The following is a 24,672-nucleotide window of genomic DNA, read 5'->3' on the forward strand; positions in this document are numbered from 1 at the left end:
GAGAGAAGATTGAATGAAAAAAAATGAACTCATTTCGATTCAATCCTCGAATTTGAATGCGATAGAGAACGCTGAACTGTCATTTCAGCGCTGTTTTACACTACTTCAGAGAATCTTTGATGGTGTCTTTAACATTTTCGGCAGTGTGTCGAAGCTGTGCTTCGGCTTGCTTGGCTTGGCCCTCTGCCTTCATGTTGGGATCACCTGTGACATCGCCAAGGGCTTCTTGGGCTTTACCTTCTAGGTTTTTAGCGGTTGCCTTAACCCGATCTTGTGCGCTCATAATCTAAACTCCTATTGATGATTGGGGAATTGATAGAATCAATTGATTTCTAATAGAAACTGGACGAAACCGGGGTTGATTTAGAGGCGGCAGTCGGTTTCGTGAGCCTAATCAAAATATTAGACTCTATGGTGGAAAAATAAATCTCACTAATGGTGGAATTCGAATCATCAGTATGGTTTTGAGAAATAGTGAATGAACCGGCGTGAAGCGATAAGGCTGCTGTTGATGGAGCGATCGCACATCGGTTGGCTTGCTAATTGGTTTTGTAATAGTTTGCAATCATCAACCAGTCAATAACGAGCTTGGGCTGCTAGCGAACAGCGATTAGGAAGAAGCCTCCTATCCGGTTGTGTTTACATGTGTGATTTCACCTGTGGGGATGTTTGTTGCAGAAGGGTTGCCCCGCTGACCTTTTACAACTAAGCATCCCCATGCCTTAAAAAGCCTAGAAATGAAACCTATCTCGGTTGTTTTTCTGGTTGTCTCTCATATCAACAGGACTTACGCAATTGAATGATGTGTGGGGCGCTTAGCGCCCCACACATCATTCAACCTCCTGGTTTTTCGGATGAAATGCGTAAGTCCTAATCAAAGTGGATTGCAGACGCATCTCACACGGGACGCTGAGTTTTCTGTTAGGATGATTCCTTGCCAGTGCATTCCGGTCTGTTGCTGGCGAGCTGGCATTTTCGTTTGTGAACTGTCTGTCTTTTAATCGTTAGAATTTATCGCTCTTAGACTGGGCCCAAGCGCGTCAATTTGGGATAGGGGCACACTAGGAGCATTAACTTCATGACTTTTGCATCACTCGGTCTTTCTGCCGAACTGCTTCGTGCGATCGCTGAACAGGGATACACAGAGCCAACGCCGATTCAGCAGCAAGTTATTCCAGCGATTCTCAACGGCCAAGATATTCTGGCTAGTGCACCCACTGGCACCGGAAAAACTGCCGGATTTACCCTGCCATTGCTTCAGAGGCTGGGTAAGGGCGCACCGCCCAAGGGGCCACGGATGCCGCGTGTGCTCATTTTGGCTCCCACGCGGGAGCTGGCTATGCAGGTGAGCGAGAGTGTGAGCACCTATGGCCAACATTTGCCTTGGCGGTCGGGTGTGGTGTATGGCGGGGTTAAGTTTGGCCCGCAGGTGCAGCAGCTGCGACGGGGTGTGGATGTGCTAGTGGCCACTCCAGGGCGATTGTTGGATCACGTGGGACAGCAAACGCTGGATTTGTCGCAGGTTGAGATTTTGGTATTGGATGAGTGCGATCGCATGTTGGACATGGGCTTCATCCACGATATTCGTAAGATTTTGGCGATGGTGCCTACAGAGCGGCAAACGCTCTTGTTCTCGGCAACGTTTTCAAAGCCGATTCAACAGTTGGCTAACACGTTGCTGAAGTCGCCAATTTTGGTTGAGGTTGCGCCTCGCAATGCAGCTTCGGAACAAGTGCAGCAAGTCGTGTTTCCAGTCGATCGCGATCGCAAGCGAGAGCTATTGTCCTACATGATTGGCTTTCACAACTGGAAGCAAGTGCTGGTGTTTACCCGCACAAAGCATGGTGCCAACCGCTTGGCCGAGCAGTTGGCGCGGGATGGATTAAAGACGGCTGCCATTCACGGTAATAAAAGTCAGGCTGCCCGCACAAGAGCTTTGGCTCACTTTAAGCAGGGATCTGTGCGCGTTCTTGTGGCGACTGATGTTGCAGCGCGGGGATTAGATATTGATCAGCTGCCGTTTGTGGTGAACTACGAATTGCCCATGGTGGCCGAAGATTATGTGCACCGCATTGGGCGCACGGGGCGCGCAGGCAACGAAGGACAGGCGATTTCGCTGGTCTCTACTGATGAGTACTCGCTCCTGCAAGGGATCGAGCGGCTCCTGAAGCGATCGCTCCCCCAAGAAATTATCGCAGGATACGAGCCTACCCGTCCGGCGCGCAGCAGTCAAGCAAGCGCACCCAGTCGGCGAACATCCTCGAATAGCCGCCAGAAACCAGCTCGTCAACAGCCCGATCGGGAGAGAGCGGAGCGTCCACAGGTGGAGCGTCGCCGTAGCGATCAGCCTCAAGCGAGCGCAACTCCCTCACGCGATCGCCGTGGCAAGCAAGGTGCCCACTCTACCCACGGAACGGTGGACAGTCGCAGAAAGCCTGCCTCGGCATCGGGTGGAAATCGCGCCCGACGGCGAACACGAACCGCCTAACTCCTGATTAGAGCGGCTATAGCGGTAGCCAGTTCGATTAGGAGATTTTGGGGGATAGCGAAGCCATTCCCCAAAATCTCCTTGTCTCAACGATGCTGGCGACAGCTACAGGGCTTACGCAAGCCCACTAAATCTGGTGTGTTGGTGTTGTGGGTAGGGTGCTTTGCACCTACCCACAACACCAATGCGTAAGTCCAGAGCTATAGAACTGCATGAATTGGGCGATCGCTTATATAATCGCAACGATAAAGATGTTTGCGATCGCTCATGGGTAGTCAATCTAAGGCAAAAACAATTTTTCTCCTGGCCTCGATGGTGGGCTGGCTCATTGTGGGGGCGGCCCTCATGTATCTTTTCCCGCAACTGGCCAATTGGCTCGTGTCGTCAGATCTTACCCAATTGTGGATTGAGAATCTCAGGCGTGGCGGTTACAACCCAGTCCTGGCTTGGGTTGGAGGGGGTATTACTCTGGTTATCACCCTGCTGGCCCAGTTAATTTGGCATCAACGGTTTGAGGGAAAAGCTTAATTCAACGTTGAGCTGGGTGTTAAGCGGGATGTTTTGATCCCTCAATGACCTAAATCCAACGTGCTTTGCACGGTGTCATTTGCACGGCATCAACTTAAACACGACTAGGTTAAGCCCATTTCACCTATAGCGATCGCTAGGCCAATTGGGACAGGTTTGAAGGCGATGTGGCCGTCCTCAGACTTGTCCCTGTCCTACCGCTGCTGACAACAGCGATTGCTATCAAACCGTTAATCATAAAAAAAGCCAGCATTGAGTGCTGGCTTTTCGTTTTCAATTAAAAATTTATAGGGTTCTGTTATTTAAGAAGAGACGGAAACAGCGATCGCGACTAATCCACCAATGAGTGCGATTGCTCCAACACCCATCGCCAAGTAAACTGTCTTCTGCTTACCTGTGGGAGGCTCTGCTGTATACATTTTGGGCTCTACAGCAAAGTTATTCAGCCGTCCGCCTTCTTCCGTCGTGTATGGCATATGTCAAAGCCTTTTACGTTAGTTCTATAAATTGTAACAAAATAAGTCCTTATTTTCTCATTCAAACGATGTAGAGTTTGAGCCTATCTTTGGAGAGAGGGAGATCCAAGGTTGGGGTGTTGCTGCATTGGGTTAATGCTTGAAGTAATGCTTGAAGACGGAGCCTAACCCAAAAATTCCGCCATTCGCTGCACTGCCGCTTGCAGAATTGAAGATTCGTGCATGAGGGCAAAGCGAACATAGCCTTCGCCCGATTTACCAAAGCCTGCCCCTGGGGCAACGGCAACTCCAGTTGCTTCTACAAGCTGTGTTGAAAAGTCAATTGAGCGATCGCTCCACGATGGCGGCAGTTTAGCCCACACGTACATGGCCGCTGTTGGCGAGGGCACAGACCAACCAATGTCATGCATCGCTTGTACAAAGGCATCGCGGCGATCGCGAAAGATTTCAAGCGCTGCGTGCACACCATTCTGAGGGCCTGTTAAAGCCGCGATCGCCCCGTTCAAAATTCCCAAATATTGGTTGAAATCGACCACCGCTTTAATTTGCCGCAGCGCCGCAATTAGCTCGACATTGCCAATGGCATAGCCCACACGAAATCCACCCATGTTGTAGGACTTTGACATGGTGAAGAATTCGATGGATACCGTTTTGTCTGGATCGGCCTGCAGCACAGAGGGCGGTGGCGTGCTGTCAAACACCAGATCCGCATAGGGAAAGTCGTGAACCAGCACCAGATTGTGCTGTTGGCAAAAGGTTACGGCTTGTTGAAAGAAGCTGAGGGGGGCGATCGCCGTGGTGGGGTTGTGAGGGTAGCTCAGCACCATCATGCGCGATTGGGCTAAAACCGGGGCTGGCACGTCTTCAAAGACGGGCAAAAAGCCAGCCTCCTCTCGGAGCGGCATAGGATAAATTTGCCCACCTGCAAGATACACCCCCCCGGCATGAGACGGATAGCCCGGATCGAGCAGCAGCGCAAAATCCCCAGGATTTAATACTGCCAATGGTAAATGAGCGGTACCCTCTTGGGAGCCAATCAATGGCAGTACTTCGGTTTCGGGATCGACCGCTACGCCAAATTTGTGAACATACCACTCTGCCGCCGCTTGCCGAAATGCTTGTGTGCCGTTGAACAGCAGATAGCCGTGAGTGGTGGGATCGGTCAGCGATTGGGCGATCGCTTGCAACACATGGGGTGGAGTCGGTAAATCGGAAGACCCCAGCGATAGGTCAATGACGGCTTTTCCCGCTGCTCGGGCTCGTGCCTTTGCCCGATCCATATCGGCAAACACGTTGGCCTGCAGCGGTGCTAGACGGTTGGCAAATTGCATCATTGAGAGGCTGGGGTTTGAGGTGAGTTGTAAACTAAACCGATTGGGGCAAATGTTCGGTTAAAAAGCCCTCGATCTTGGGCTTGCCCATCACGCCTTCCATGGCGGCAACCTGTGCCCCTTCTCGGAAGAGTACCAAGGCTGGTACCCCTTCTACCCGGCACTTAGATACCGCATCAGGATTGGGATCTACTTCCATCTTAACGATCTTGAGGCGATCGCCATATTGAGCCGCGATCGATTCCATTATGGGAGACATGAGCCGACAGGGACCACACCACGGTGCCCAAAAATAGACCAAGACTGGGTGCTCAGCACTGAGGACTTCGCCCTCAAATTGAGGATCTGAAATAACGGTGACGCTACTCATAGGGGTTACAGATTCTGAATTAGGATGCAACTGGGCACTTGTTCTAGCTTACCTGGGAATGGACGCAAGGACGGATGCGCTTTGCGCGGTACCTCAACCAATCTACACAAACTTGATGGGAATGTGAAGGTATGGTTCAGGTTGATGGGCTCTTAAAACGGCACAAGGATAAGAGCGATCGCTCTTATCCTTGACCCTTGTCCTGGTACTGGACTAATTGATTGGCTTTCGCGACTTGGGCGTTATGTGACTTAGAGAGTGGGATGGGAGGTTTCTATCTCTAGTGCGCCCTGTTTTGCTTATAGCTGGTCGAGCTGCGTTTTTAGGGCCTCTAGCTCAGCATCCACAGCTGCATCATTGGAAGTGCCCGATTCCGATGATGGGAGCGACGCTTGCTCGGTGGGGGCTGGGGCACCTGTGAGTTGAGCCTTCATGGCGGCAAGCTCGGCATCGACATCACTGCCGGATTCCAGAGCCGCAAACTGGGCTTCTAGCTCTGTACCAGCAATTTCGGCGGCAGCTTGGGAGCGCGCTTCCATCTGCAAAATCTTTTCTTCCATCCGTTCAAAGGCTCCTGCTGCGGTACTGGTACCCACGCGGCCCAATGTGCTTTGGAGCTGCTCGTTGGCCTTGGCGGCGCTGGCTCGTGCCCGCAGCATGTCCTTTTTGGTCTTGGCTTCCGAGATCTTGCCCTCCAGCGCAATCAGGTTGCGCTTTAAGGTATCGACCGTGCCGCTTTGTTGGTCGAGCTGCGTTTTTAGGGCGTTGGCGGTGTCGAGCTGTACTTTTTTGCGGTTGAGGGCTTCTCGCGCCAGGTTTTCATCCCCCTTTTGTAGAGCCAGTTGGGCTCGTTGCTGCCAGTTATTTGCTTCAGACTGGGCTTGATTGTACTGTTGCTGCATCCGCTTTTGGCTGGCGATCGCACTTGCAACAGCTTGGCGGAGCTGCACCAAGTCTTCCTGCATGTCAATCAAAGCTTGTTCCAGGATTTTTTCAGGATCCTCGGCTGAGCTAACCGCAGCATTGAGGTTTGCACGAACAACTCGGCTGACTCTGTCAAACAGTCCCATGACGTTTCCTCTGCAATGACGTTGAAGTGTGTGGTGTGAAGGTGATGTTCAGTAGAGCTACAAAACTTTCTATAGAATTTCCATGAAATGACGGTATTGCGCCCTCTTTCTATACGCTGATGATTTGATGCGCTATCCGCATCAAATTATCTCGCCGATAAGACAACTACCGACTATTGTATGGTTTCCGCTTACGAGTGGCAGGTGTTTTCTCGTGATTGGTGAGTCTGGCGATCGCAAAAAAGGGGCGCAATGTACTGCACCCCTCTATCTAGCGATTAAGCGACTTCGTGACGATTACAGTTGCGGAATAATCTGCTCTTTTTCGGGAACTGTGGTGTACTCTGCAACGATTTGGCGGAACTCTTCACCATCAATCGTCTCTTTCTCAATGAGCAGGTCAACCAAGCGATCAATCACGATGCGGTTATCCCGGACGATGCGGCATGCTTCCTCGTAACAGTGCTCCACAATCGAGCGCACTTGCGCGTCAATCCGTGAGGCAATCTCCTCGGAGTACTCGGAGCGAGTCGTCCAGTCGCGACCCAGGAATACTTCTCCCTGCTGGCTCTCTAGCGAGATCGGCCCCAAGTCCGACATCCCAAAGCGAGTCACCATTTGGCGTGCCATGGAGGTGACCTGTTGCAGGTCGTTGCCAGCTCCGGTGGTTACTTCGGCATCCCCAAAGATTTCATGCTCAGCGGCACGTCCACCTAGCGCACCGGAAATGCGTGCCATCAGCTGACCGCGAGAGATTAGGCCCTGATCCTCGGCAGGAGTAAACCAGGTCAAACCTTGAGCCTGACCACGGGGAATGAGGGTCACTTTGTTCACAGGGTCGTGATGCTTGAGCACGGTACCCACAATCGCATGACCCACTTCGTGGTAAGCGATCAAGCGCTTGCTCTTACCATCTACCAAGGGCGTACCTTCCATACCAGCCACCACGCGATCGATCGCGTCGTTGATTTCTAGCATGGTCATTTCTTCCTTGCGACGTCGAGCCGTAAGAATGGCAGCCTCGTTCAGCAAGTTGGCTAGGTCTGCCCCAGCAAATCCCGGAGTGCGACGGGCGATCGCTTCCAAAGACACCTCTTTGGCTAGCTTTTTGTTGCGGGCATGAACCTGAAGCACTTCCAGGCGACCTTTCAGATCGGGTGGATCAACCATGACCTGGCGATCGAAGCGACCGGGACGTAGCAGCGCCGAATCCAACACGTCTGCGCGGTTGGTCGCCGCAATGATGATGATGCCTGTGTTGCCTTCAAATCCATCCATCTCGGTGAGCAGCTGGTTCAGCGTTTGCTCACGCTCATCGTTTCCGCCGCCAATGCCAGCACCCCGCTGACGACCGACTGCGTCAATTTCATCAATAAAGATGATACAGGGAGCGTTCTCTTTCGCTTTTTTGAACAGGTCGCGGACGCGAGAGGCACCTACCCCAACAAACATTTCCACAAATTCAGAACCGGAGATGCTGAAGAAGGGAACACCCGCTTCGCCTGCGATCGCTTTTGCGAGCAAGGTTTTACCTGTTCCTGGAGGGCCAACGAGCAGCACCCCTTTGGGAATCTTGGCACCCACGGCGGTGAACTTCTCAGGCTTCTTCAAGAAGGTCACGACTTCTTGAAGTTCTTCTTTGGCTTCTTCAATTCCAGCCACATCATCAAACATGACGCCTGTTTTGGCTTCCATCATGAAGCGGGCGCGAGACTTACCAAAGTTCATGGCTTGTCCGGGGCCACCGGGCACGTTGTTGGAGCGGCGGAACAAAAAGAACAGGCCACCAATCAACAACAGGGGGAATAGTAAGTTGCCCAGCCAACTCCACACGGCACCATCGTTGCGAGGTGGGTGGATGTCGAGGCTGACCTGATCGGCCCGCAGCCTGGAGATCAACTCAGGAGCATTGCCAGGAAGATCGACCCGTAGACGCTGGGTGCGGTTGTCTAGTTCGGGATCAACGGCTTCAACGATGGCGGTACGGCCCGCATCATAGAGATCAACACTGGTGACTCGACCCGCATCTAGATACTCCAGAAAACGGCCGTAGGTCATGCGAGTGCTGGCGGTATTGCTGCCAAAGTTTGCAGGAGTGCCTGCAAAAGAGCCTTGGAATAGGAAAAATCCGATGACTAAAATTGGCAATGTCCAGAGAAGGATGACTCTCCAGGGAAGTTTCATAATTGTCGTCGCCTCTAAATACAGTAGCGAAAGCCTAGGTGGAAGCTGAAAGCTAGTAAACCAAGGATTTTCGCAAATTTAAGCTCAGATCGTTTCAGACTTTGAGTGGTTGAATGCTGAGTAATGCACTGAGTAACTAAAGTCTTTTTCTTTTGTTTCAGGGGATTTCACTGAACCTAAAACGAGATATCGCTATTTCTGAGAGTGAATCTTAATTAAATTTAACCTAATCTCGGAGAATGGGGCAATGCGATCGCTCAGTTCAGCAAGAAATTATCCCTGAATTCCTTGTTGTTCGGCTAATCCAGCTTTTGTAACAGGGTTTGGATTAGGTTCTAATCTAGCGCGAATTAACATGAGTGTACTGAACGAGTGCATGGAAACCGCCCCCAAGGCGATCGCTGAAAGAGCGCAATCATTTCCAGGGGAAATCAGAGGCGCACAGATGCCAGTGTGAACACCTGTGAACGGTGAGTGCGATTCAGCTGCTTCCAACCCTTTAAGGGCGGGCTTGAGCAGATGGAGCGCCCGTTTGGCTGAGGCGAATGATGTAGGGGTGATAGCGGTTGGCGCGGGTAGAGCCGACCCAGATTTGGTACACACCGGGCAGCCAGCCCCCGGCAATTCCAGGGTTAAAGTCTAAATAGCTGTCGTTACACCAAACGCCGCCTGGCCCCTGAATGATCAGGGTCGTGTCTTCTGGGCTTTGCACCCGCACGCTTAAAAAATCGAATGGTTGGGTGAGTTCCAGCTGGTGATCGGGCAAACGATCGACAAAGCCGAGACAGGGACCCGTTGGGGTGGTGCTGCGCTGGGCAAGCTGGCTGGCTGATACCGGCCCGCCGCTAATGCCATGCAGCGTGGTGGGATTAGGCCGGAAGTTGTTGCTGAGGGTGACGCTTTCAAAAATGGTGCTAGACCGTGTGATTTGAGCCTGAATGCGGGAAGGAAGCAAAGCGACAGCACTACCCACTACCAGTGCGATCGCGCCCATCATTCCATAGTGCCAGTGCTGTTGCATGCGGCCTTTTCCTCACAAAGTCAATATACAGAGTTCGATTGCAAATAGTGTGGCTGGGTTCCCTTGGTTGGCTCACCGCGTTCAGTCGGTTGGCCTATCCAAAGCAAAGAACCGAAGCTCGCTCAGCAAACTTCGGTTCCTAACGTGAGCGCTCACGTCGCAACGAGAATCGCAGCTTCGAGGCGTGGAATGGCGATCTGATGCTGGTGCAACAGCAGCCACGACTGGATCAAATCTGGGCCTTGAGTATCGCCTGTGAGGCCCGCTCGCAGGGTTTTCATAATCAAGCCTTTTTTAAGACCTGTGGATTTCACTACGGTTTGGATAATGCTTTGGGCTTCATCAGCAGTGAGGGTCTCATACTTTTCCAACGCTTCCAACACCCCCTGAACGGCAGCGGCAGCGCCATTTTGCTTGAGCTGGTTTGTAGCAGATTCAGTAAAGCCCACATCGGCAACAAATAAGTAACGACAAAGCGCAACACATTCATCTAACCGGGCCATGCCGGGACCAATCACTTCGGCAATGTGCTCTAGCCAGGGGCGATCGCCCTCCGGGTCAAATGCATAGCCTGCCTGCTGCCAATAGGGAATCAGCAGATCGGTTAGCTGAGTCGGAGGCAACTTGTGCAAATATTGGCCGTTAATCCAGTTCAGCTTATCCCAGTCGAACTTGGCTCCCGCTTTGTTTACCCGGTCAAAGCTAAAATTTTCGGCGGCTTCGGTCAGGCCAAAGATCTCATCCATGCCTTCCGGGGGTGACCATCCCAGTAGGGTCATGTAGTTGGCGATCGCCTCGGCGGTGTAGCCCATGGTTTGGAAGTCGGAGATGGAGGTCACGCCATCCCGTTTAGAGAGCTTGGCCCCCTGCTGGTTCAAAATCAGCGGAGTATGACCAAAGGTGGGTACAGTTGCGCCTAGGGCTTCGTACAGCAAAATTTGCTTCGGCGTGTTGCCAATGTGGTCTTCGCCACGAATCACGTGGCTAATGGCCATATCAATGTCATCCACCACCACCACAAAGTTGTACAGCGGTGGGCCAATCTCGTCTGCGGCGGCAGCACGGGCAATCACCATATCGCCTCCCAAGTCGCGCCCTTTCCAACTCACGGTGCCGCGTACCAGGTCAGTCCAGGAAATGTCGCGATCGTCGTCAATTTTGAACCGGATGACGGGTTTGCGGCCTTCGGCAATGAAGGCGGCTTCTTGGTCAGGGGTTAGGTTGCGGTGGCGGTTGTCGTAGCGGGGCGCTTCGTTGCGGGCTTTTTGGGCTTCGCGCATCGCGTCTAACTCTTCGGGAGTTTCGTAGGCGCGATAGGCCAATCCCTTGTCGAGCAGTTGTTGAATGTTTTCGCGATATTGATCCATCCGCTGGGTCTGGAAGAAGGGGCCTTCATCCCACGTCAGGCCAAGCCACGTCAAGCCCTGCATGATGTTTTCGGTATATTCGGGGCGCGATCGCTCCAGATCGGTATCCTCAATTCGCAGAATAAAGGTGCCGCCATGGTGGCGGGCAAACAACCAGTTAAAAACCGCTGTGCGAGCGGTGCCAATGTGTAGAGATCCGGTTGGACTTGGCGCGATGCGTACGCGAACAGACATAAACCTCGTTCAGTCGTTGGGCATTCCCTATTCTACAGAACAAGCATCCCCACCATTGGGAACGTTTGTTGTGACTCAGCAATTTTTCTTTTGGACATCAAACCCAGACCTGTTCCATCAATGTCGGGATCGTTCTGAGATTTGAAGCTAAGGGGTTGAACCTCAGAACCAGGACTCGCTGGCTTGGATGAAAAGAACCCAATGAAGGGGATGGCAGACACTGACCTGAGATAGCAGCTGAAAACTAAAAACCGCTTCTCATTATCGAGAAGCGGTTTCTGAAACGGGACCGACGGGGCTCGAACCCGCAACTTCCGCCGTGACAGGGCGGTGCTCTAACCAGTTGAACTACGGTCCCTTGTTTTTCGTGTTTGTGTCGCGCGTTTTGCGCGATTTCTATATTTGCTTATCTACAGGGATTTGTCAAATGGTTTTTCGAAAAAATCGAAAGTTTCTTTGGTATGGCCAACAAAGGTGACGAGCCAATCCTTTACCCGGTGGGTGGCGCGGCAGTCGTCTTCGTTATATTGCAGGATGGCGTCGAGGTGGGTGCGATCGCCCGTTTGTTGCCAGTCGGCGTACCAGCAGATGGATTGGGCTCCGTTTGCCTCGGGGTTTTGCCAGTGAAAGCCCAGCCATTTGGCAATGGATTTGAGGGCGTAGCTTTCGACTGGCAAGATGGCGATGCGGGTAATTCGCTCATGCAAATCGACAAAGCGGCTCATCAGCGGTTCAACATAGCTGGGATGGGTGTTGTATGCCTGAGCAAGGCGCTGCACCGTTTGCACCTCAAATGGGCAGAAGTGGTAGATGGGAGCGGTGGGATACTGCCATACCAAATCCAAAAAATGCTGCCATGCCGTGTGTTCATCATTGGGAGTGTGGGCCAGCAACGCATGAAAGGTTTCGGTTTGCGCAAGGCGATCGACCACGAGGACGCCATGTAGATAGACCAGGTTGTGCTCTGGGGCGGCCTCAATGTCGAAATACAGCTCGATCGGAGCAGTCGGAAGCTCGTGGGGTTGCAACAGCGGCTGTGAGGGGTTGCTGCTCATCAGCAGGGGGTTGGGCAGGGCTTGATTGCTGAGGGTGGCCTTGGCCTGATGCACCATTTTGTGGGCGACCTGTGCTCCAAATCCGGGCAGCGGTTCCAGCTTTTTGGGGATGGCGGCGGCGAGGGCTTCTAATGTGGTGATGTTGAGCTGCTTGAGGTGAACGTAGCGACTAGGAGTGACACCCGGCAGGAGAGACAGGTGCTCGGTTTGGGTGGCAAGGTTGTAGCAGTGGCTGTACCAGTGGCAGAGTTCGCACCGGTTGTGTGCGATAAAGACTTCAGGTTCCTGGCGCGATCGCATCATTTCGATGCATCCTGCTAGCGCGTCGTGCATTTGGGGCATCAAGTCTGTCACATTCACCCCATAGGCTCCCCGCTGTCGCAGCATCAGCCATCCACGCTCGACAGGAGTGGATTGCACAAGCGAGAGCAGGTATGTGTGGAACGCAATGGCAATTTGATAATCGAGTTTGGGGCGTTTGCCAAGGCGAATATCCGTTGGCAGGTAAACCCAAGAGCCAAATCGGGATACGCCGGGATGACGGATGAGTAAGTCGGGCGTGCTGACCAATTTCACGCCACGGGTTTGCTCGGCCACGAGTACGGGGCGAGCAATGCGCTCTACGCCACGCCGCATCAGCTCTAATGTAGCTTCGGCTCCAGCCAGCCAATCCCCTGCGGGGTAAATGGGCTGCTCGGCTGGAGAGGTGCCCAACACAGCAAACTGGTGAGCTTGACTATCTTGCCGCAGCTTGCGGAGGTAATCGCTAGGTGCGTCGCGATCGCCAACGTCTCCATACGCATCCAAAAATGCACGGCGATGACATCGCTGGTAATCAAATAAAACTTTGTCAGTAATCCAAATATCGTCGGGTTGGGCTGTGGGAACCAGCGGTCGCAGATGGGCAGGCATCAAGATCCGTGAGACCGAGCCGTTGTCCTCAGCCTCATGCCTTCTTAGGGGATAAGGGCTAGCGGACAAACGCCTCCAGACTAAAACAGAAGATGGCGTTGCTCCTCCATTTCAGTTTGCGCGGGGTGGAATGTGTCATGCGATGACGCTGCATTGTGCCGATATACGCTCTACGAAATTGGCTCTTAAAAACGGGCTCTACAACATTGGACACCTGGCTTTTCAAGTGTCCACCTAGCGAACAAGCTCTGTAAACCCTGAAGCACGGTGCGCGATCGCACTGCTCTATTACATTATGAATCTTGTTTATGAATCTAACCTGATTCTTCAAATTTGTAACGGCTTTCTTGGGTGGATTCGAGCGGTGTGGGCAGGGTGCAAGCACTACAAGGACGGCTGCAACCTGCCTAGTTTGAAAGCGTTAGACAAACCAAAGCCCAACCTTATCCCCGGTTCCTGTCATCCGTTTGCCAGGATGCGGTCGTGCGATGGGCAAGATGGTGCGCCCGTCGCCTGTCGGAAGAACGGGCATCGCTTCAGGGTGTTGAATCCATCGGGACTGACGCCGTTGAATCATGTTTGGAGCGTTAAGCACTCCAAACATGATTCAACCCCCTGGTTTTTCGGATGACGTGCTTAAGTTCTATCCATGTTTGCGCCTAGGTTGCGCGTTAAGGTGTGAAGAGACGTATTGAGAGATGGCTGAGGTTATGACTTCTACGGCTGGGCACTTGACCGAACTCACCCAATATCGCCAGCAGTTTCCGGCGCTGGCCAACAAAGCCTATTTCAACTTTGGGGGACAAGGGCCAATGCCAGAGTCTGCGATCGCCTCTATTTTGCAAGCGCACACAACCAGCCAGCAGCAGGGGCCATTCTCGAACCAGGTAAACCAGTGGATTTACCACGAAATGCAGCAAACCCGAGAGGCGATCGCCCAGTTGCTTCAGGTCTCTGCCGACACCATCACGCTCACAGAGAACGTATCGTCGGGATGCAACATTCCCCTATGGGGAGTTGACTGGCGCGAAGGCGATCATTTGCTGTTAACGGATTGCGAGCATCCCAGTGTCATTGGCACCGCAGAAGAGATTCGCTATCGCTTTGGGGTTAAGGTGACGACGTGTCCCATGTTGGAAACGCTGAATGGCGGTGATCCGGTCGCGGTAATTGCTCAGCATTTGCGCCCAACAACGCGCATGGTGGTGGTCAGCCATGTTTTGTGGAATACGGGGCAGGTTTTGCCGTTGAGGGCGATCGCGGATGTGTGTCATACCGCGGACAACACCTACACTCCGGTGCGTGTGTTGGTGGATGCGGCACAGTCGGTAGGTGTGCTGCCGCTGAACTTGGATGAGTTGGGGGTGGATTTTTATGCGTTTACGGGGCACAAGTGGCTGTGTGGTCCAGCGGGAATTGGTGGGCTCTATGTTCGACCCGATGCGTTGGAATCGATTCGCCCCACGTTTATTGGCTGGCGCGGTCTAACAAAAGATAGCACCGGAAATCCAATCGGCTACCAGTCCGATGGCCGGCGGTTTGAGGTAGCAACGTCGGACTTTACCCTGTGTGGTGCGTTGCGAGAGGCGATTGCGCTGCATGAGCAATGGGGAACTGCTACTCAGCGCTATCGGCACATTTGCCAACTGAGCAAAAAACTGTGGGAAAAACTACAAGCGATTCCCCAAGTCTCGTGCTTGCGCACTGCACCACCGGAGTCGGGTCTTGTCTCCTTCCGTATTGCCAATGCAAATCACAACCGTATCGTGCAGGCATTAGAACAGAAGAACATTTATGTACGTACGATTCTGCATCCTGACTGCATTCGTGCTTGCGTTCACTACTTTACCCAAGAGTCGGAACTCGATCACTTGGTAAATGCGGTGCATAGGCTTGTCGAGAATGAAGTGTGATCCGGTTCTTTCCTTTGTGAAAAATCTATAGCAACCATAAATAAAACGCACCGATACCATCCAAAACTTCAGGATTGGACGATACATCGTCGTTTCCTTTGTTGTATTGCACTTAGGCTTTACCGTGCTATTGCACTTAGGCTTTATCGTGCTATTGCACTTAGGCGCTACAAACGCTCCGTTTTGTGTGATGGGTGGAATTCTTCTGATGTTCAAATCATGTATCACTGAACTTTAAACATAACTGATGAAGATTCAGCGTACTTTAACACAGCCAGCGTCATCCATCACCCGTTGCAAATAGCATTCAGGCGATCGCCATTCGTATCCTTTTAGTTGTTATGTCTAACAACGTTAGACACTCTCTCTTGTTGGGTATTATTCCTAGAGAGACAATCATTCGTGCTGTTCCTGCTTCTACTCGCCGACTTCCACACGGCTCCACTCATGCTACGCCTTCGAGCTTGACTTTTCTTGCGCCAAAAGTAGTAACTTTTTCGCAGAGAAATGAACTGTTGAAACGTTGGGATGAGTGAATCTCTACTACGAATGTGATTGACGAAGCTTCTCAATTTTATGAATTATTCTTTAGCCACGGGTTATAACTTTCAACTTGTGATTGTTTCCGTCGCGATCGCCATGCTAGCTTCCTACACGGCTGTAGATCTGGCGGGACGAGTGAATGCAACCCAGAACCGCGCCCAAATCGGTTGGTTAATGAGTGGTGCGGCTGCTATGGGCACTGGCATTTGGTCAATGCACTTTATTGGCATGTTGGCCTTTCGATTGCCCGTTCCCGTTCACTATGACTTTTTGACGGTTCTTGTCTCTGTTTTGCCCGCGATGGTTGCCTCGGGACTGGCTCTATTTTTGGGCAGCCGTCAAACCCTGGGTTGGCTTCGGTTAGGAGGAGGAAGCCTTTTCATGGGGTTGGGAATCGCGTCAATGCACTATCTTGGCATGGCTGCAATGCATACCTCAGCAAGGATGCATTACAATCCTCAAATCATTGTGATTTCTGTCCTCATTGCGATCGCAGTCTCCTTTGCAGGACTCTTTTTGGTATTCCAACTGCGGGAAGAAACAACGCCCCACCAAACCTGGAAAAAGCTCCTGGCTGCCATCATTATGGGAACGGCGATTCCAACAATGCACTATACAGGCATGGCCGCCGCCTGTTTTATGCCCCTGCCCCATACCGTCTTGGAGTCGGACTTACAGCCTCCCGAAAATATCGTCCCCCTCGTCGCCGCTGTCGTTATCGGCACCCTGATCATTTTGGGACTGGCATTGCTCACGGCCTTTTTCGATCGCCGCCTGTCTGCTCAGGTCATCTACGCTCAGGCACTCCAGGAAAGTCAAAAAGCCCTCAAAGCAATTTTGGAAGGGATTCAGGTTGGGGTGTTGGTGATTGGAGAGGATGCTCAAGTTCAGGCCGCAAATCATGCTGTACTTGACCTGTTACACCTACCCACCGCAAAAGAGCTACAACGCTTCTGGGATAAAACGGTGGCCAACAACTCGAATTTGCCCGCTCCTACCCATTCAGAGAATTCGCTACTCCAGTCACTTCAACCCGTACTCCAGCAAATTGCTGCCAGACAGTCTGTGCAGAATGCAGTCGTTTGCAGTGAAGCCCCAACCCATTCAGACGGAACCGCACTCCTCGTGAATGCGGTTCCTTTGCATCAAGCTGACACGTCCTTAACTCAGATGATCTGTACGTTTAGCGAGATTACAGACCTGAAGCGAACCGAAAATCGCCTCAAAGAATCTGAGGCCAAATTTCGAGACTTAGCCACCCAAGAAGAACTGCTCAATCGTCTTTCAGCCCAAATTCGACAATCTCTGGATTTGCAGACAATTCTACAAACGGCCGTTTGCGAAGTCCGTACCATTTTTGAAACCGATCGGGCTTTGATCTATCAGTTTGATGCCGATTGGCGTGGACAAGTCGTTTTGGAAGATGTTGCTGAACTCTGGTCTCCCACCTTAGGCGAAGCAGCCGATGACTGCTTTCCGGAAGAGTGTTTGGAACGTTACCGAGACGGCCAGATTCGGGCAATTCACAATATTCTGGAAGCAGGGTTAGATCCTGAGCATCGCCAGTTCTTACAACGGTTACAGGTTCAAGCGAATTTGATTGTACCGATCATTGTCTGTAATCAACTTTGGGGATTGTTGATTGTGCATCAATGTAGCCACCCAAGGGTTTGGCAAGAAAAGGAAAGTAGTCTGTTATATCGGCTGGCCATTCAGTTAGGCATTGCCATTCAGCAATCCGACCTTTACACCCAGGCCGAGCAAGGTGCGCTGCAAGCCCAGGCGCAAGCCCAGCAATTGCGCGAATCTGAAGCGCGGCTCAGGCAGCAAGCTCACAACCTCCAACAAGCCTTTCAGGAACTACAAAGCCTGCAACTACAGCTTGTGCAAAGTGAAAAGATGTCGAGTTTAGGCCAGTTGGTGGCGGGGATTGCCCATGAAATTAATAATCCGGTTAACTTTATCCATGGCAATTTGACCCATGTGCAGGATTATGTGCAGGAATTGTTGGACTTTGTGCAACTCTACCAGTATTACTATCCGCTGCCAGTTCCAGAAATTCAGGCACAGGAGGAAGCGATTGACCTGGAGTTTTTGCGGGAAGATCTGGCAAAAATTCTCAAGTCGATGAAAATTGGCACCGATCGCATTCGCCAAATCGTTCTATCGCTGCGTAATTTTTCGCGCATGGATGAGGCTGAATTTAAGGCGGTGGATATTCACGAGGGAATTGATAGCACGTTAATGATTCTGCAACATCGTTTGAAGGCGCGTCCTGAGCGTCCTGCGATTGAGATTATTCGGAACTATGCTGATTTACCGTTGGTAGAGTGCTATCCAGGACAGCTCAACCAAGTTGTGATGAATTTGCTAGCGAATGCAATTGATGCGCTGGAAGAGGTCAATGCAAAGCGAACGTTTCAGGAGATTCAGGATCATCCCAGTGAGATTACGATTCGCACGTCTATCAGCGCGGATCAGTGGGTAAAAATTGCGATCGCCGATAATGGTTCAGGGGTTCCCGAAAACGTGAAGGATCGAATTTTTGAGCCTTTCTTCACGACCAAGTCGGTTGGTACAGGTACTGGCATGGGATTGTCCATTAGCTATCAAATTATTGTGGAAAAACATGGTGGCAAACTTGAGTGCTTCTCCAGTCCTGAGCAAGGCACAGAATTTGTCATTCAAATTCCGATTCGGCAACCTGCTTCTCAGGCTGCCTGATGCTGCGTGCTATCGCTGTAGATGCCCTGTGCATGGCGTTGCCCGGTGACTTGTGGCGGTTGGTATGTATGGATGTTGTTAGGCAATGCGTTTGTGCAATGCATCATACTTACTGACGATACCGGCCAAGAGTAAGGTAGATTGAGAGTTATTTTGCTTTTGCTCTGAACAAATGCAACTCTTGTCTATCGTGGGTCTTTAGCACTTATGCAGAGCAACTTATTGACTTCTGTTTTGCTGCCGCTGGCTCTGGCAATTGTCATGCTGGGGATGGGACTCAGTTTGGTTCCAGAGGATTTTAAGCGAGTTACTCGTTACCCAAAGGCGGTGGCGGTGGGCACAGTTTGTCAGCTTTTGCTGCTGCCGCTGATTGGAACGTTGATTGCACTGGTTGTTCCTATGCAGCCAGAGATTGCGGTGGGGTTGGTTGTGTTGGCGGTTTGCCCGGGTGGGCCTTCGTCTAATCTTGTGACCTATTTGGCGAGGGGCGATGTTGCTTTGTCGGTAACGCTGACGGCTGTTAGCAGCCTTGTCACTGTGTTGACGATTCCTGTGGTTACGAATCTGGCGCTTCAGTATTTTGTTGGGGAAAGTGCGGCGATCGCTCTGCCCATTGGCTCTACGATGCTGCAAATCTTTTTGATTACGCTGTTGCCTATCGCGATTGGAATGGCAATTCGATACCAGTTTCCTGATACGGCGCGTCGGCTAGAAAAGCAAATGAGTTACCTTGCTGCGGGTCTGTTAGCACTCATTATTGTGCTGTTGCTGATTCGGGAGGGTAGTAAGCTGCCAGGATTTTTGGTGCAGGTGGGAATTGGGGTGGTGTTGCTCAATGTGTTCGCAACGTTGACAGGATTTCTTGCTGCACGGATATTTCGACTGTCGCTGGCTCAGCAGATTTGTATCGCGATTGAAGTGGGTCTGCAAAATGGAACGCTGGCGATCGCCATTACTGCTGGTTTACTCAACAATCCCGATATGGCTGTGCCCGCTGCGGTTTATAGCTTGTTGATGTATGTGACGGGTTTTGGAGCGATCGTGTATGGTAGAAAAGCGATCGGCGGGATGACGACCGTAAAGTACTAACCAACTGTCTTAGTTAAAAAACAGGTTGCAAATATTCTCAATAGAATTCAGTTTTTTGCTTCCCGTGTACAAAGCCCATAACTTTAGCCGAAGAACAGAGCAAGTAGCTTAAATCCATTTCTACAGATATTCAAATTACCAATCATACTGACAGTCAACTCAGCCTAACGTTGCTGTTCAGCGGCTGCTTACAAAACTTACATCACCACCAGCAGCTTTCAGTAGTCCGCTGCAACAGCGTTGTTCGACTGCGCCAAAAGACTCTAGAAATACCGTAGGTATTGGGTTTTCTCCAACTTGCCTCTGCAAACCGAGGCGGCTTTCAGGAAAATTCCACTTAAACTTCACACTCTACTTCACACTGATGGCATATCATAGGAACAGGGAACGATAGGTATTATCTCTCGACTCTAGCTATGCTTAATCTCTCTGAAAGTTCCAGAAAGGATGTAAAAAGTGGTTAATTTCAATCCACTCACTGCACCACCCCCCGAAGAGGTACCCTTAGAAGATGCACCTCTTATTCGAGTGATCGCACAGTTGCGCTTTCCGCCTATTCTTTCAATTGAGAAGAAAGATTTTGTTGGTTCATTTCAAGAAGCAATTCGCGAGAGCTATCCTATCCTCCAGCCTGAACAAACTCAAGGGTTTGCCTTTAGTCCTCAGGGTGTCGTTCCAATTGCACCTCAAGTTACTTGGCGATTTGTAGACACATTAGATAACTGGAATTGGCGAGTTTCGTTGGCATCTAACTTTGTAGCGCTTGAAACGACTGCTTACTTAAGTCGTCGTGATTTTTTAAAGCGTCTAGAAAATATTCTTGTCGCACTTAATGAAAGTTTTAAGCCCGCAAGTATAGAGCGTTTTGGATTGAGATATATTGACAGAATTGTCGGACAAAATTTTCAAGATATATCTTCCCTTGTAAAACCTGAGATAGCCGGAATGGTGGCTGTTGATTTTAGAGAGCACATTCGTCAGACCATCAATGAATCTTTGTTTATTATTCCCGACGGAGGCGAGCAAATTGTCGCAAGATGGGGAGCTATGCCTGCTGGTGCAACTTTTGATCCAGAAGCGATAGAAGCTGTTGCAGATCCTAGTTGGATACTTGATCTTGACATGTCTGTTTCTAAAAATCGAGACTTTCATGTTGACGAGTTGATGAGTGAAGCACAACATTTTGCTGAAAGAATCTACACTTTCTTTCGATGGGCAGTAGAAGATGATTTCTTACGGCGATATGGAGGTAAGCCATGAGTACTCTTTTGGACAAACCACATATACTACCTGGATCTGTTACAGATGCTAGAAGGCCAAATATAATTTTCACAAGAATCTTAACCGCTTCTCGTAGCACAACTACATCTAAAGAGATTCTTGATCAAAATTTAGCAGCCGCATCGGAAATGACAACGAGCGGAATTGCTATAGCATCAACTAGTTCCCCAGAAGCAACACAAAAGGCTCTCAGTGAACTACGAAGGTTAAGTGGACTGACCTGGGAGCAACTGGCAAAGCTCTTTAATGTTTCCCGAAGAAGCCTTCATTTTTGGGCAAGTGGACAACCATTATCTCGTTTTAATGAGGAACATCTTAATCGACTGTTAGGCACTATTCGACATGTCGACCAGGGAAGTGCAAGTCTAAATCGCAGTCTTTTACTTCGCCCTGATGGCAATGGAAATCCCCTTTTCGATCTCCTAGTTGCAGGCAAGTATGAAGAATTCAAGCGGATCGTTGGTTCTAATAATGCGCCCCGAAGACCATTATTAGGTGCTCTGTCTGAAGATGCACATACAACATATATGCCTCAGAATCCAGCAGATCTGGTTGAGGCTCTTCAAGAGCCTATTCACCGTGAGGTTGGACGATCCAGACCTGCTAGAACTGCAAGGAGCCGAAAAAATAGTAGTGGTCAATGATCGAGATAGTTGGATTCAAGCAATAGACACTGCTCTTTCAGAGTGGTGTCAAGGTGATTGTGTGCTTGAAAAATACTGGTTTGTCTACCGCTTCAATCCACAACGCCCTTTGACATCTGACTCTGCCGATGTTGCGCAAGAAGAAACTGACCTTGCAGAATCCGAAGTCAGAGGTTTTGCTGTAGTTACACAGACATGCGATATTGTTCGGTCTTGTGATGAGCGCCCATTTGTTGAGATAGTACCTCTTGTAGAGGTTCATGAACAACAGTTGTATGAGATTCAGCGAAGTAGAAGACCCCAATATGCTTACGTTCCAGGAGTTGCAGAACTTAATCTTGTCGCTGATCTCGACCGCGTAATGACGGTAGAGAAGGCTGTTGTAGCAGAATGGGAGCGTAAGCCTGGATGCCTTTGCGATGATGAAGTTAGGGCACTTGGGCAAGCGCTAACACGGAAGCGTGCTCGATTTGCTTTCCCTGACGACTTCACTGATTTTGCCAGAAAGCTCCAAAAGCGTCTACGCGATAAGCATGATAAAGCTACTGAAGAAGGAGAAGCACTCCGCGCCTTACGCGAAATTAGGGTACGTGCAGAACCTTCATGGAGTAGCTCTGAAATCCGACTCATTTTCTGGTTTATTCGAGATGAGAATCAGAGTCAATTTAAGGGAATAGGATGGGATCAATTTCTTAACCAGTGGCTGCAATTAATCCCTGAATCTGGACGATACAAAAACGTAGAAGGTTCAGTAGTAGCTTTGGAAGACATGACAGCAAAAGAGTATGTTGAGAGCGATCCGTTGGATCTGGATCACTTATCCTCATAAAGTGCAGAATATGCGGCTCTACTACTTACAAAGTTTATCACTAGCGATCGCTTGCTAAACCATTTGAGTTTCAGCTTATTTCTGAATCTCATGGTACTTCAACACTGGGTACTAATAAGCAACAGTCAAGTACTGTCCCACAGATAACCTAGCGGTCGAACTATTACGAACTATTAATAGACGGAAAATTTCGGCATAACATCCTAAATTGGGGTAGATAGGCAGAATGATTCGGCATAATATCCCAAATTTAATGCTTATGCAGAAATAATCTGCATAATATGCCGCTCACGTTAAATCGCAAGAATTTTTCCGCATATTTTTATGTTGGTTGCGGAGTTGGTTGGATAGATTGGCTGAAAGATCAAGAATTCATAACAAAACGCCAGGTGATACTTGTGTTCCCCTGGCGTTTTGTTTTATGGTGGGCGATACCGGAATTCGTTCCGGCGCAACTTAAAAGAGACGAGCTTAAGGTGAGGACGCTAGTTAGGAGTGTTGACGCACTGCCTAACCAGCTAACCTAACTCTCTGACCGTAGCAGAGGGCTAGGCTGGATCGATTATCGTTTCACCTTGCTAATGCTGACAAGTGGTTAGGAAACCACGCCTTAAGCTTTTTCTTCATCGGCACATCCATTGCATTAGCGAGGAACAGAATATGAGTTCGGAATTCAACGACCTGTTGCCCACGCAGCAGGCCGAAAAGCCGCAGATTTGGATTATTGGCACGCGAGAGCAAGTCGTTCACATCATGAACGAGCTGGTTGTAAAACAGGTGGTGCACGACCGAGTGAAGTTCACCCCCATCATTCCCGCACCGTTTGCCAATGGCAAAGTGATGACCGTGCTGGTGAGATAGCCTGTTCGTTTCTGGGCGATCGCCAGTTTCCACCATGGGCAATTGTTGCGATCGCCCAACCATTTCCATATTTGGGGCGCTGGTTTCAAATTGATACAGGGAGAACTGCCCGAAATTGTGCCTATGTTAGGCTGAGGCCACATCAAGTTTGCACTTGGCAAACTAGCCAGCTTTGTTGCGACAAAGCCATCCTTCCGGCATTTTTTGACTGCGATGACTCCTCACTTCACCCATTTTGCATCGGCTTCTGCTTGGCAAGCGCTCACCCCATCAGACCAATGGCAGCACTTGTTGGCACAGCACGCTGGGCAATGGAATGGATTGCTCATTCGGTTTGATGGTACAGGGCAAGTTTTAGATGTGCTCGATTCTGTGCGACAGTTCACACCATCGAGCGATCGCCAAACCATCACCCACTCGCTCGATTTTCGCAGCCGCCATACCCGCAGCGTGCGGCAACAACAGTGGAACCTCACTCCGGGTGATCCGCTCATTTCCCATCCGGTAGATCCCAACGCTTTGCTGCTGTTCAACCCAACGGGTGCAGATGCCATGGTCGGGCGCGATCGCACCAAGCCCGAAGGCTTTTACTTTGAGCCTTACTTGCGCATTGGCAACAGGCGAGTCAGTGTGGTGGTGATGTATCGAGGTGCAGAAGCCGGGGCTGAACCCAACTTTTTTTCTCTATTTCGCGAAGTGCGGGCCGATAGTGGCGAACCCTGGTGGTCGAGCGATACCACATGCCGCATTCAGCCTTGCACCCAGCTCAGCCTTAGCCTTGCGCAACCCAAGGCCATGCACATTCAGCTAGAAACCCTCCACTATCGCCACATTGCACCCGATCCACAAACGATCGCGGGCGATTTTTTGCAAATTCAGTTTCCCGATGGCATTGAGTTGGTTCTATCGCGCGATCGCTTTCATTTGCCCTACTGCGCCTCGCTCAACTGGGCGACCCAGCAGTCCACACGCCGCTGTTTGCTCCTCTACTCCCAACCCAGCCAACAGCCCGAACTGTTGGCATTTTGAAGAACGTCAGTTCGGGTTAAGGGCTGTTCAGCTTATCCCAAATTCACGTTGAATAGGATCTGCTGCACAAATAGCTTTTGGGAAACCTGAACCGATATTCCGCAGGTTGCTGGGAATTAATTAAGCAGGTAGTAACGGCAGTAAGGTAGGCCCAAAAGTTGGATGATTTTAGAGCGCTCATCCATCAGATTACTGACCTGCTGAGCTTGCCCGATTGTCACTAAATGGATGGCTTGAAACTTCTGGAAAATCCAGCGCAGGGTGGGGTTAGCAGTCGGCTTCTTCTTCTGGTCGAGAACCGTCTCCCCCGATTGCTGTAATTGCTGACGCAGTTTGCGTTGACCCAGGTTGTACACCAGTAAGGTGAGGGCCATCATGAGAGCCAGAGCCTCTACCCGCTGAGGCTTCTTGACAAAGACACTACTGGTGAAGAACATCGGGTCTTTGATGAAGCGGAAGCCTCGCTCCACATTCTGTTGCTGCTTGTACTCCTGGAGTAAGCGCTCGGCAGGGTAGGTAGTTGCATCCAACACATTGGTAGCCAGGATAAAGCGACTGCGCCGTTGACTGCTGTGTTGCTCAAAATCGGCGGTTCTCTCCAAGGTAGCCTGGATCTGATAACCCAGTTTTTCTCCCTCATTCTTGACCTTGGAGCGCTTGGGGCGGCCCGGAGGACGTTTGGCTGACACCGAAGCAACCGAAACCTGAGTTAAGGTATGCCAT

Annotated in this window: 21 protein-coding genes and 1 tRNA gene; 10 read left to right on the top strand and 12 right to left on the bottom strand. The window is 50.7% G+C overall.

Annotated elements, in window-relative coordinates:
* Nucleotides 1–100 precede the first annotated feature (100 nt).
* On the bottom strand, nucleotides 101–283 hold the full coding sequence (locus ACQ4M4_RS24765) for a CsbD family protein (RefSeq protein WP_430687155.1): 183 nt from the start codon (nucleotides 281–283) through the stop codon (nucleotides 101–103).
* Nucleotides 284–1,078: 795 nt separating this feature from the next.
* Between ACQ4M4_RS24765 and ACQ4M4_RS24770 the strand changes: the two genes are divergently transcribed.
* Both ACQ4M4_RS24770 and ACQ4M4_RS24775 read left to right on the top strand, forming a co-directional pair.
* Nucleotides 1,079–2,488 carry a DEAD/DEAH box helicase gene (locus tag ACQ4M4_RS24770; protein WP_430687156.1) on the top strand — a complete coding sequence of 470 codons (1,410 nt, stop codon included), beginning with the start codon at nucleotides 1,079–1,081 and terminating at the stop codon, nucleotides 2,486–2,488.
* Nucleotides 2,489–2,755: 267 nt separating this feature from the next.
* Complete coding sequence (locus ACQ4M4_RS24775; RefSeq protein ID WP_430687157.1) at nucleotides 2,756–3,016, top strand: hypothetical protein; 261 nt, start codon at nucleotides 2,756–2,758, stop codon at nucleotides 3,014–3,016.
* A 302-nt stretch (nucleotides 3,017–3,318) separates the two neighbouring features.
* On the opposite strand, the gene psb34 is transcribed toward ACQ4M4_RS24775, so the two are convergent.
* The 10 genes from psb34 to ACQ4M4_RS24825 all read right to left on the bottom strand — a co-directional run bounded on the left by psb34 (nucleotide 3,319) and on the right by ACQ4M4_RS24825 (nucleotide 13,640).
* Nucleotides 3,319–3,492: a photosystem II assembly protein Psb34 gene (psb34, locus tag ACQ4M4_RS24780; protein WP_430687158.1), complete on the bottom strand. Its 174-nt coding sequence runs from the start codon at nucleotides 3,490–3,492 to the stop codon at nucleotides 3,319–3,321.
* A gap of 164 nt (nucleotides 3,493–3,656) precedes the next feature.
* Complete coding sequence (locus ACQ4M4_RS24785) at nucleotides 3,657–4,826, bottom strand: LL-diaminopimelate aminotransferase (protein ID WP_430687159.1); 1,170 nt, start codon at nucleotides 4,824–4,826, stop codon at nucleotides 3,657–3,659.
* 31 nt (nucleotides 4,827–4,857) lie between these two features.
* Nucleotides 4,858–5,193, bottom strand: a complete 336-nt coding sequence (gene trxA, locus ACQ4M4_RS24790; protein ID WP_430687160.1) for a thioredoxin — start codon at nucleotides 5,191–5,193, stop codon at nucleotides 4,858–4,860.
* 299 nt (nucleotides 5,194–5,492) lie between these two features.
* Nucleotides 5,493–6,263, bottom strand: a complete 771-nt coding sequence (locus tag ACQ4M4_RS24795; protein WP_430687161.1) for a PspA/IM30 family protein — start codon at nucleotides 6,261–6,263, stop codon at nucleotides 5,493–5,495.
* A gap of 297 nt (nucleotides 6,264–6,560) precedes the next feature.
* A complete protein-coding gene (gene ftsH2, locus ACQ4M4_RS24800) occupies nucleotides 6,561–8,447 on the bottom strand; it encodes an ATP-dependent zinc metalloprotease FtsH2 (protein ID WP_430687162.1) in 1,887 nt (628 codons plus the stop codon).
* A gap of 499 nt (nucleotides 8,448–8,946) precedes the next feature.
* Complete coding sequence (locus tag ACQ4M4_RS24805) at nucleotides 8,947–9,468, bottom strand: hypothetical protein (protein ID WP_430687163.1); 522 nt, start codon at nucleotides 9,466–9,468, stop codon at nucleotides 8,947–8,949.
* A 152-nt stretch (nucleotides 9,469–9,620) separates the two neighbouring features.
* Nucleotides 9,621–11,069, bottom strand: coding sequence for a glutamate--tRNA ligase (gene gltX, locus ACQ4M4_RS24810; RefSeq protein WP_430687164.1), 1,449 nt, complete (start codon nucleotides 11,067–11,069; stop codon nucleotides 9,621–9,623).
* A gap of 284 nt (nucleotides 11,070–11,353) precedes the next feature.
* Nucleotides 11,354–11,427 (bottom strand) — tRNA-Asp (locus tag ACQ4M4_RS24815).
* A 52-nt stretch (nucleotides 11,428–11,479) separates the two neighbouring features.
* Complete coding sequence (locus ACQ4M4_RS24820; protein WP_430687175.1) at nucleotides 11,480–13,036, bottom strand: TM0106 family RecB-like putative nuclease; 1,557 nt, start codon at nucleotides 13,034–13,036, stop codon at nucleotides 11,480–11,482.
* Nucleotides 13,037–13,457: 421 nt separating this feature from the next.
* Nucleotides 13,458–13,640, bottom strand: coding sequence for a hypothetical protein (locus tag ACQ4M4_RS24825; protein WP_430687165.1), 183 nt, complete (start codon nucleotides 13,638–13,640; stop codon nucleotides 13,458–13,460).
* A 106-nt stretch (nucleotides 13,641–13,746) separates the two neighbouring features.
* Between ACQ4M4_RS24825 and ACQ4M4_RS24830 the strand changes: the two genes are divergently transcribed.
* The 8 genes from ACQ4M4_RS24830 (at nucleotide 13,747) to ACQ4M4_RS24865 (ending at nucleotide 23,949) form a co-directional block, all read left to right on the top strand.
* A complete protein-coding gene (locus ACQ4M4_RS24830) occupies nucleotides 13,747–14,949 on the top strand; it encodes an aminotransferase class V-fold PLP-dependent enzyme (RefSeq protein ID WP_430687166.1) in 1,203 nt (400 codons plus the stop codon).
* Between the two features lie 576 nt (nucleotides 14,950–15,525).
* The gene (locus tag ACQ4M4_RS24835) at nucleotides 15,526–18,216 is read left to right on the top strand and encodes an MHYT domain-containing protein (protein ID WP_430687167.1); all 2,691 of its coding nucleotides are present in this window, start codon (nucleotides 15,526–15,528) and stop codon (nucleotides 18,214–18,216) included.
* A 207-nt stretch (nucleotides 18,217–18,423) separates the two neighbouring features.
* Nucleotides 18,424–19,305, top strand: a complete 882-nt coding sequence (locus tag ACQ4M4_RS24840; RefSeq protein ID WP_430687168.1) for a bile acid:sodium symporter family protein — start codon at nucleotides 18,424–18,426, stop codon at nucleotides 19,303–19,305.
* Between the two features lie 456 nt (nucleotides 19,306–19,761).
* On the top strand, nucleotides 19,762–20,565 hold the full coding sequence (locus tag ACQ4M4_RS24845) for a TIGR04255 family protein (protein ID WP_430687169.1): 804 nt from the start codon (nucleotides 19,762–19,764) through the stop codon (nucleotides 20,563–20,565).
* The gene (locus ACQ4M4_RS24850) at nucleotides 20,562–21,230 is read left to right on the top strand and encodes a hypothetical protein (RefSeq protein ID WP_430687170.1); all 669 of its coding nucleotides are present in this window, start codon (nucleotides 20,562–20,564) and stop codon (nucleotides 21,228–21,230) included. The genes ACQ4M4_RS24845 and ACQ4M4_RS24850 overlap by 4 nt, the downstream gene beginning before the upstream one ends.
* Nucleotides 21,172–22,059 carry a hypothetical protein gene (locus ACQ4M4_RS24855; protein ID WP_430687171.1) on the top strand — a complete coding sequence of 296 codons (888 nt, stop codon included), beginning with the start codon at nucleotides 21,172–21,174 and terminating at the stop codon, nucleotides 22,057–22,059. The genes ACQ4M4_RS24850 and ACQ4M4_RS24855 overlap by 59 nt, the downstream gene beginning before the upstream one ends.
* A 660-nt stretch (nucleotides 22,060–22,719) precedes the next feature.
* Entirely contained in the window at nucleotides 22,720–22,920 is a 201-nt protein-coding gene (locus tag ACQ4M4_RS24860) for a hypothetical protein (RefSeq protein ID WP_430687172.1), read from the top strand.
* A 213-nt stretch (nucleotides 22,921–23,133) separates the two neighbouring features.
* Nucleotides 23,134–23,949, top strand: coding sequence for a DUF3598 family protein (locus ACQ4M4_RS24865; protein WP_430687173.1), 816 nt, complete (start codon nucleotides 23,134–23,136; stop codon nucleotides 23,947–23,949).
* Nucleotides 23,950–24,065: 116 nt separating this feature from the next.
* Here ACQ4M4_RS24865 and ACQ4M4_RS24870 read toward each other — a convergent pair.
* On the bottom strand, nucleotides 24,066–24,672 hold a 607-nt coding region (locus ACQ4M4_RS24870), incomplete at its 5' end, for an IS1634 family transposase (protein WP_430687174.1).

Origin of the sequence: Leptolyngbya sp. AN02str, assembly GCF_050565595.1 — a bacterium.
In the GTDB taxonomy this organism is placed as follows: Bacteria; Cyanobacteriota; Cyanobacteriia; order Elainellales; family Elainellaceae; genus Kaiparowitsia.